The organism is Methylobacterium tarhaniae (assembly GCF_001043955.1).
GTDB lineage: Bacteria > Pseudomonadota > Alphaproteobacteria > Rhizobiales > Beijerinckiaceae > Methylobacterium > Methylobacterium tarhaniae.
The window spans coordinates 1-8,681 of record NZ_LABZ01000276.1 but is presented as its reverse complement, the minus strand read 5'-3'; the positions used below and the strand labels follow the sequence as shown (position 1 = coordinate 8,681).

General features: G+C 73.6%; 10 protein-coding genes. 2 read left to right on the top strand and 8 right to left on the bottom strand.

The window, feature by feature from the left end; translation table 11 throughout:
• Window positions 1-145: 145 nt before the first annotated feature.
• Window positions 146-955, bottom strand: a complete 810-nt coding sequence (locus VQ03_RS28525) for a DsbA family protein (protein ID WP_048454302.1) — start codon at window positions 953-955, stop codon at window positions 146-148.
• 184 nt (window positions 956-1,139) lie between these two features.
• On the opposite strand from VQ03_RS28525, the gene VQ03_RS28520 reads away from it, so the two are divergent.
• Window positions 1,140-2,306 carry an aminotransferase class I/II-fold pyridoxal phosphate-dependent enzyme gene (locus VQ03_RS28520; protein ID WP_048454301.1) on the top strand — a complete coding sequence of 389 codons (1,167 nt, stop codon included), beginning with the start codon at window positions 1,140-1,142 and terminating at the stop codon, window positions 2,304-2,306.
• Window positions 2,307-2,322: 16 nt separating this feature from the next.
• Window positions 2,323-3,093 carry a class I SAM-dependent methyltransferase gene (locus tag VQ03_RS28515; RefSeq protein ID WP_048454300.1) on the top strand — a complete coding sequence of 257 codons (771 nt, stop codon included), beginning with the start codon at window positions 2,323-2,325 and terminating at the stop codon, window positions 3,091-3,093.
• A gap of 4 nt (window positions 3,094-3,097) precedes the next feature.
• Here VQ03_RS28515 and VQ03_RS28510 read toward each other — a convergent pair whose 3' ends face one another.
• The 7 genes from VQ03_RS28510 to VQ03_RS28480 all read right to left on the bottom strand — a co-directional run.
• Complete coding sequence (locus VQ03_RS28510) at window positions 3,098-4,534, bottom strand: sulfatase family protein (RefSeq protein ID WP_053078777.1); 1,437 nt, start codon at window positions 4,532-4,534, stop codon at window positions 3,098-3,100.
• Window positions 4,535-4,599: 65 nt separating this feature from the next.
• Window positions 4,600-5,076 (bottom strand): VOC family protein, encoded by a 477-nt coding sequence (locus VQ03_RS28505; protein ID WP_048454299.1) that lies wholly within the window; start codon window positions 5,074-5,076, stop codon window positions 4,600-4,602.
• Between the two features lie 18 nt (window positions 5,077-5,094).
• On the bottom strand, window positions 5,095-5,586 hold the full coding sequence (locus VQ03_RS28500; protein ID WP_048454298.1) for an SRPBCC family protein: 492 nt from the start codon (window positions 5,584-5,586) through the stop codon (window positions 5,095-5,097).
• 65 nt (window positions 5,587-5,651) lie between these two features.
• The gene (locus tag VQ03_RS28495; RefSeq protein WP_048454297.1) at window positions 5,652-6,062 is read right to left on the bottom strand and encodes a VOC family protein; all 411 of its coding nucleotides are present in this window, start codon (window positions 6,060-6,062) and stop codon (window positions 5,652-5,654) included.
• Between the two features lie 83 nt (window positions 6,063-6,145).
• Entirely contained in the window at window positions 6,146-7,417 is a 1,272-nt protein-coding gene (locus tag VQ03_RS28490; protein ID WP_048454296.1) for an RNA polymerase sigma factor, read from the bottom strand.
• Window positions 7,414-7,800, bottom strand: coding sequence for a YciI family protein (locus tag VQ03_RS28485; protein WP_048454295.1), 387 nt, complete (start codon window positions 7,798-7,800; stop codon window positions 7,414-7,416). Before VQ03_RS28485 ends, VQ03_RS28490 begins: the two co-directional genes overlap by 4 nt.
• A 91-nt stretch (window positions 7,801-7,891) precedes the next feature.
• On the bottom strand, window positions 7,892-8,681 hold a 790-nt coding region (locus tag VQ03_RS28480), incomplete at its 5' end, for a methyl-accepting chemotaxis protein (RefSeq protein WP_048454294.1).

The following is an 8,681-nucleotide window of genomic DNA, read 5'->3' as shown; positions in this document are numbered from 1 at the left end:
GGGGGGGCGGGGGTGGCCCGCCGAAGCATCGCACGGACGACGCGGGGGAGCGGTCTCGTCCGGCGGGCGATCGGCGGGCCTCATAGACCATGCGGCCGGCGCGCGATAGTGGCGCCGGCGCGACGGGCAAGCGGGAAGCGTCGTCTCAGCAGGTGGCGTGGCCGCACTGGCGCATGCCGGCCACCGTCTTGCGGATCGGCTCGACGCCGACGGCGCCCGGGATGATCTCGTCGCCGATGATGAAGGCCGGGGTGCCGGACAGGCCGAGCTTGTCGCCCAGGCCGACATTCTCCTGCAGGGCAGCCTGGATGTCGGGGGCCTGCATGTCCTTCTGCAGCTTGGCGACGTCGAGGCCCATCTCCTTGGCCACCGCGATCGCCCGCTCGCCGTTCACCCGCCCGCGGCTCTCGAGCAGGCGGATGTGGTAGTCGAACAGCTTGTCGCCCTTCAGCTGCTGCTTGGCGGCGAGCGCCACCTTGCTGGCCTCCAGCGAGTCGGGCCCGAGGACGGGAAAGTCGCGCAGCACGACCTTCAGCTTCGGATCGCCCTTGATCAGGGTCTGGATGTCGGTGAGCGCCCGCTTGCAGTAGCCGCAATTGTAATCGAAGAACTCGACCAGGGTGACGTCGCCGTTCGGGTTGCCGGCGACGAAGCCGTGCGGCGAATTGTGCAGGGTGTCGCGGGTCTCCTTGAGGGCGCTGGCCTGGGCGACCTTCTGGGCCTCCTGCTGGCGCTTCTCCAGCTCGGTCATCGCCTCCTGGAGGATCTCGGGATTCTTGAGCAGGTAGTCGCGCACCACGCCCTCGATCGCCTGGCGCTGGGCGTCGCTCATCGGGGCCGCCGCCGGTGCCGGAGCCGCCGGGGTGGTCGTCGGGGACTGGGCCCGGGTCGGGGCGGCCGCGGCGACGAGGCCCGCGAGGGCGAGGGCGGGCAGAAGGCGGGGCAGGGGCAGCATCGTCGTCCTCATCGGGGTCGTCCACCGTCGGTGGCGCACAATCCTGGCGCGCTCCTTGGGCCCCCGGTTAGGCGGTTTCGCGGCGGCCTTGTCAAATCACGCCTGCGCCGGCCGCGGGGCGCAATCTCCGGCAAATCCCGCTATGTGCGGGGGCGCACCCGCGATCACGCGTCCAAGGCCCGTCATGTCCGATCCCGCCTCTCTCGTTTCCCGCCGTGCCGCCCGGGTCGCGCCCTTCCTGGCGATGGACGTGCTCGCCGCCGCGGCGCGGCGCGAGCGGCAGGGCGACACGGTGGTCCATATGGAGGTGGGCCAGCCCTCGGCGCCCGCACCCCGCCCGGCCATCGCGGCGGCGCAGGCCGCCCTCGCCTCCGGCCGCATCCCCTATACCGAGGCCCTCGGCATCGCTCCCTTGCGCGAGCGCATCGCCCGCCACTACGCCGAGGCCTACGGCGTGGCGGTGGCCCCGGAGCGGGTCGTCGTCACCACCGGCTCGTCGGCGGGCTTCGTCCTCGCCTTCCTGAGCCTGTTCGATGCCGGCGGGCGGGTGGCGATCGCGGCGCCCGGCTACCCGGCCTACCGCTCGGTGCTCCAGGCCGTCGACCTGGAGCCGGTGGGGCTGACCTTGCGGGCCGAGGACGGCTTCGTGCCCACGGCCTCCGCCCTGCGGGCCGCCCACGACGCCGCGCCGCTCTCCGGCTTGCTGGTCATGAGCCCGGCCAACCCGTCCGGCACGATGATCGACGCCGCGGGCCTCGCCGCCCTGGCGCAGGCGTGCCGAGCGATGAACCTGCGCTTCATCTCGGACGAGATCTATCACGGCCTGACCTACGGCGTGCCCGCCGCGACGGCGCTGGCGGTCGATCCCGAGGCGGTCGTCATCAACTCGTTCTCGAAATACTATTGCATGACCGGCTGGCGCATCGGCTGGATGGTGGTGCCGGAGGCCCTGGTGCGGCCGATCGAGCGCCTGGCGCAGAACCTCTACATCTCGGCGCCCTACCTGTCGCAGGTGGCCGCGTTCGCCGCCTTCGACGCGACCGAGGAGCTGGAGGCGGTGAAGGCCGACTATGCCCGCGCCCGCGCGCTGCTCCTCAACGAGTTGCCGGCGATCGGCCTCGGCGACGTGCATCCGGCCGACGGCGCCTTCTACCTCTATGCCGACATCGCCCGGCTCACCAACGACTCGATCGGGTTCTGCCGCCGCATGCTCGACGAGGCCGGCGTCGCGGCGACCCCGGGCCTCGACTTCGACCCGGAGGCCGGGGCACACCACCTGCGCCTGTCCTTCGCCGGCGGCGAGGCCGAGGCGCAGGAGGCGGTGCGGCGGCTGAAGGGCTGGCTGCGCTGATCGCACGGGAGGGCTCATGAGTGACCTGCACCCCGCCGCGTCCAGCGGTTTCGCGGCCGGGGCCGGGACCTATGCGCGGGGCCGGCCCGACTACCCGGCGGCGCTCGGCGCCTGGCTGCGCGACGCGCTCCGTCTCGGACCCGGCCGGTCGGTCGCCGATCTCGGTGCCGGGACCGGCAAATTCACCCGCCTTCTCGCCGCGACCGGCGCCGACGTGACGGCGATCGAGCCGGTCGATGCCATGCGGGCGCAGCTCGCCGCGTCGCTTCCCGGCGTGACGGCACATGCCGGCTCCGCCGAGGCGATGCCGCTGGAGGAGGCGAGCCTCGACGCCCTGGTCTGCGCCCAGGCCTTCCACTGGTTCTCGACCAGGGCCGCCTTGGCGGAGATCCGCCGCGTGCTGAAGGTCGGCGGCCGCCTCGGCCTCGTCTGGAACGTCCGCGACGAGGCGGTGCCCTGGGTGGCGGAGCTGACCGCGATCATGAACGCCCACGAGGGCGACGCGCCGCGCTATCATACGGGGGCGTGGCGTGACCCGTTTCCGGCCGAGGGCTTCGGGCCCCTGCACGAGGAGGCCTTCCCGCACGGGCATAGGGGCGCCCCGGAGCAGGTGATCCTCGACCGCACCCTGTCGGTGAGCTTCATCGCCGCGCTCCCGGAGTCGGAGCGGGCCCGGGTGGCGGATGCCGTGCGCGGCCTGATCGCCCGCACGCCGGAACTCGCCGGGCGGGACGAGGTGACGTTTCCGTATCGGACGCACGCTTGCTGGTGCGAGCGGATCGCCTGAGGCCTCACCGCGGCGCCTCGCCGGCCAGGGCCGGGCGCGGCGGGGTCGGTGCTCCGCCGGCCCCGAAATGGTCGGCGAGCTGGCCCCCCGTATAGGTCTCCGAGAAGCTGTCGGGCCGTTCCGGCAGCATCGTCGCGTTCCACGTGTCCCAGGCGGCGCGCAGGCGCGCGTAGTCGTCCGGGCGTCGGGCCTTGAGGTTCGCCCGCTCCAGCGGGTCGGCAACGACGTCGAACAGGAAGGTCTCGCCGCGGATCTTGAGGTATTTGAGATCGCCGTCGCGCATCGCCGCCTGGTCGTTGGCGCGGTAGCGCCAGAAGAAGGTGCGCGGGCGCTCCGGCGCCTGCCCGGTCAGGATCGGCAGGAGGTCGATGCCGTCGGAGGGGTAGGCCGGGTCGGGCGCCGCGCCGGCGGCGGACAGCAACGTCGGCAGCCAGTCCATGGTGATCATCGGCTGCGCGGAGATCGCCCCCGCCTTCAGCCGCCGCGGCCACGCGACGATCGCCGGGATGCGCAGGCCGCCCTCCAGCAACTCGGTCTTGCGGCCGGTGAAGGGCCAGGTGTCGGAGAAGCGCTCGCCGCCATTGTCGCTCGTGAACACCACGATCGTATCCTCGGCGACGCCGTTCGCCTCCAGCGCGTCGAGGACGCGGCCGATCTGGGTGTCCATCTCGGCGACGATGCGCCGGTAGGTGGCCTGGGTGCCGCCGTCGAAGTGGCGCAGGTTGCTGCCGGCGATGCGGCGCGATTCGGCCTCGTCGTCGGGCGTCTCCCACGGCCAGTGCGGCGCGTTGAAGTGCAGGCTGAGGAAGAACGGGCGCCCGGCCTTCACGGAGGCCGCGATCGTCCGGACCGCGCGCTCGCCCAGCAGGTGGGTGGCGTAGCCGACCTCCTCGATCCGCAGGTCGCCGTCCCACAGGTCCGGCTTGCCGTCGGTGCCGCGGTGGCTGAAGTAATCGATCGTGCCGCCGCGAAAGCCCCAGAACGCGTCGTAGCCGCGCTGCAGCGGCCCGTAATCCTGCACGCTGCCGAGATGCCACTTGCCGACCAGCGCCGTGCGGTAGCCGGCCTGCCGCAACAGCCCCGGCAGGGTCGGGTGTTCCGCCGGCAGGCCGCCGGCGAAGCGGGTCGTGACCGGCTCCTCGAGCCCGACGGGCAGGCGGTACTGGTAGCGCCCCGTGATCAGGGCCGTGCGGGTCGCCGAGCACACGGCCGAGTTGGCGTAGGCCTGCGTGAAGCGGATCCCCCTGGCGGCGATCCGGTCGATATGCGGGGTGGCGAGGTCGGGCCGGCCGTAAGCGGCGACGTCGGCATAGCCGAGGTCGTCGGCCATGATGAAGACGACGTTGGGCGCTTGCGCCGCCCCGGCCGGCCGGGATCCCGCCAGCGCCGCCGCCCCGAAAGCCGCGGTCTCCAGAACCCGCCTGCGCGTCATCCTCGCCATGTCCGTCCTCCCCGGTTGACCTAGGGCGACGCTACGGCCCGGCCGGCCGGCGGGCAACCGGCGGATCAGCCGGCGGCCGCGCGCTCCAGCGCCGCGACGTCGAGCCGGATCATGTCCTGCATCGCCGAGAAGACCCGGGCGGCGACGGCCGGATCCGGATCGGCCAGCAGGCGCGGCAGGATCTCGGGAACGATCTGCCAGGGCACGCCCCAGCGGTCGCGCAGCCAGCCGCACTGGATCTCGGTGCCGCCTCCGGCGAGCAACGCGTCCCAGAGCCGGTCGACCTCGGCCTGGTCGGGGCAGGCGAGGGCGATCGAGGCGGCGGTGCCGTACTCGGCCCGCCTGCCGCCGTTCAGCGCCTGGAAGCTCTGCCCGCCGAGGGTGAACGCCACCAGGATCGGGGCGCCCGGCTCGCCCCCGGGCCACGGCCCCGGCGCGTGCAGGGTCGCCCCGATCCGCGAATCCGGGACGAGAGCGACGTAGGTGCGCACCGCCTCCTCGGCGTCGCGCTCGAACCACAGGCAGGTGCTGACATGGGCCATGGTGCGTCTCCGGGAGGGTCAGAGCCGGGCGGCGAGGGCGGCGAGCTGGTCGGCGCAGCGGCCCCAGCCGTCATGGAACCCCATCGCCTCGTGGGCGTCGCGGTCCTCCGCCGTCCAGTGCCGGGCCAGCGCGGTGTAGCGCGTGGCGCCGCCCTCGGGCGCGAAGGTGATGATGCCGGTGAAGAACGGCTTGGCGGCCGGCTCCCAGGCGCGCGTATAGGCGTCGGTGAAGACGATGCGGGCATTCTCGACCAGCTCGAGATAGACGCCGCTGCTGGCGAACTCGGTGCCGTCCGGCCCCCGCATGACGATGCGGGTCGATCCGCCGGGGCGAAGCTCCGTCTCGGCCGCGGCGACCGTGAAGGGCTCGGGGGCGAACCATTGCTTGATCAGCTCCGGCTCGGTCCAGGCGCGGTAGAGCGCCGCGGCCGGGGCGGAGATGAGGCGGGTGAGGACGAGGTCGCGTCCGTTCGGATCCGGGTTCTTGGCGAGGTTCTTGGCAAGGTTCATGGCGAGGCTCTGAGCATGAGGCGCGGGGCTGAGGGGACCGGCTCTGCCCGGTCCCGGCGGTGGCGTCAGCGCTTCTGCTGGTTCATCGCCCAGACCACCCCGAAGGGGTCGCGCAGCTGGCCGTAGCGGTCGCCCCAGAACATCTCGGCCGGCGGCATCACGGCGGTCGCGCCCGCCTCGACGGCGCGGGCGTAGCGGGCGTCGATGTCCTCGACCATCAGGGTCAGGCTGAAGGCCTGGGGCGCCTGGAGCGCGCAGCCATGCTCCGGAAAGGCGTCGCTCAGCATCAGCGACGAGCCGTTCACGTGCAGGTGCACGTGCGGCGTCCGGCCCTGGGGGTCGGCCGGCATCGCGGCGACGATCTCGGCCCCGAAGGCGCGCACGTAGAACTCGGCCGCCTTCAGGGCGCCGTCCAGCATCAGGTAGGTGACGAGGCCGCCCATCACCGGGGCAATCTTCGGGGTTTCGTCGCTCATCAGGTCCTCTCCTCGTATGGGCCGTTCGTGATGCGGCCTCGTCTGCAAGGACGTGCGGCGGGGCCGGTCTCCGACAGCCCCGCTCAGATTTTTTCGCGATCCGCGGAATCCGCCCCGACCAGCCGGTCGAGCTGGCGGCGGATATGCGCGGCCTCGGCCGGGGTGCCGGCAAGCGCGATCGCCCGCCCCATCGCCTCCCGCGCCTCCGTGCTCCGCCCGAGCTGCATCAGCAGGGCGCCGCGCAGGCCGTGGAAGTGGAAATAGCCGCCGAGCGCCCCGGCCAGGGGCTCCACGAGCGCGAGCCCGGCCGCCGGACCGGCGACCTTGGCGGTCGCGACGGCCCGGTTGAGCGTGATGACCGGCGAGGGCTGCATCCGCTCGAGCGCCGCGTAGAGCGCGTCGATCCCGGCCCAGTCCGTCTCGTGGGGCCGGGCGGCGCGGGCGTGCAGGGCGGCGATCGCCGCCTGGACTTGGCAGGGACCGGGCGTCCTGTGGCGCAGCGCCTTGTCGACGAGGGCGAGCCCCTCGGCGATCATCGGCCGGCGCCAGAGCCCGCGATCCTGGTCCTCCAGCAGCACGACCTCGCCGTCGGCGTCGAAGCGCGCCGGCGACCGGGCGTGCTGGAGCAGCATCAGGGCGAGGAGCCCCATCACCTCCGGATCGGTGGGAAACAGGCGCAGGAGCAGGCGTCCGAGGCGGATCCCCTCGTCGCAGAGAGCGGCGCGCTCCGAGCCGGTCGCGGCCGAGTAGCCGGCATTGAAGACCAGGTAGAGCATCGTCGAGACGGCGGAGAGCCGCTCCGCCCGCTCGACCGGCCCCGGCGCCCCGTACGGCACCGGGCTGCGCGCGATGCGGGCCTTCGCGCGGGTGAGGCGCTGCTCCATCGCCGCCTCCGAGACCAGGAAGGCGCGGGCGATGCGCGCGACGGGAAGCCCCGAGACGATGCGCAGGGCGAGCGCGACCTGCTGCGTCGCCGGCAGGTCCGGATGGCAGCAGATGAACAGGAGCCGCAGGATGTCGTCCCGGTAGGCCTGGGCGTCGATCGCCTCGGCGAGCGGCGTCTCGGCATCGTCCAGATCCGACAGCGCGTCCTCGGCCGGCAAAGCCGCCTGGCGGGCCAGGCGGCGCTTGCCGTCGAGGGCCGCGTTGCGCCCGACGAGGATCAGCCAGCCCGCCACGTCCCGCGGCGGGCCGGTGCGGGGCCAGGTGCGCAGGGCCCTCAGGCTCGCTTCCTGGAAGGCCTCCTCGGCGGTGTCGAGGTCGCGAAACACCCGCAGCAGGGCGGAGACCACCCGCGGCCGGGCCGCCGCGAGGGCGCCGGCGAGCCAGGCCGCGTCGGGCGAGGCCTCGCTCACGCGAGTCCGCCGCGAACCGGGCGGGGATCGGGGTTGTAGAGCAGGACGGGGCGCAGCTCGTAGGCGCCGCCCGGGTTGGCGGCGGCGAGGTCGCGGGCGATGCCCAGGGCCTCGTCGAGATCGGCGACGTCCACGACGTAGAAGCCGAGCAGCTGTTCCTTCGTCTCGGCGAAGGGGCCGTCGATCACCAGCGGCGGCTCGCTCGCCTTGCGCAAGGTCGTGGCGGCGGTGGTCGGCAGGAGCCGCAGCGACGGGCCGAGCTTGCCCTGGCGCTCCAGCCCCTCGTGCACCTGGCCGAGCCGCTCCATCACGGCGGCATCCTCCGCCGCGCTCCAGGCGGCGACGACGTCCTCGTCCTTGTAGCACAGGATGGCGTAGAGCATCGTCGATCCTCCCTCGTCACAGGACGCACGACGCGGCCCGGATCCGACGAGGATCGCCGAAAAATCGACGGGCCGCGAACCGGCCCCGGATTCAGCGGCGGGCGAGGCCCTCGGCGGCGGCCACCATGGCCTTGGCGGCGGTCTCGAAGGCCTGGTAGGCCGGGATCGCCTTGCCCCAATCGTTCTGCCCCAGCGCCGCCGCCATGGCGGCGGCGTGGCCTTTCGCCTCGGCGCCGGCCGCGATGAGCCGGGCCGCGGCGGGATCGGTGGCGTCGATCCCGAGATCCGCCGCGGCGTCGCGGAAGGGCGGCTCGGCGGCGCCGACCGACCCGAGCCCGACCAGGGCCGCGGCGAGGCGGCGCTTCCACATCCCCATATCGGCGGGCAGGCGCACCAGGGCATAGGCCGACAGGCCGCGGGCGGCGCTGGCCCCGAGCGCGTCCTGCGCCGCGGCCTCGGCGCGGACCAGGATCTCCATCAGCCCGTCGATCTCGGAGCGGGTCTTCTGCGCCTTGCCGGCGACCTGCTGCACGCCGGCCGAGATCTCGGCGGTGGCGGCCTCCTGCTGGCCCAGCACCTCGGCGAGCGCCCGGATGCCTTCCGCCGAGCGGGCGACGGCCTGACCTTCCTGGGCCACCCGGGACTCGACCCGAGCCACCGCGGCGGTGCCGCTCGCCACCGCGTGCCGGCTCTCGGCCACGGCGGCCTGGATCGCCGCCAGCTCCTGCAGCAGCACGGCCAGGCGGCCGCGGATCTGCTCGGTGGCGCGGGCGGTCTGGCCGGAGAGCTGCTTGACCTCGGCGGCCACCACCGCGAAGCCGCGGCCGGCCTCGCCGGCCCGGGCCGCCTCGATCGTGGCATTGAGGGCCAGCAGGTTGGTC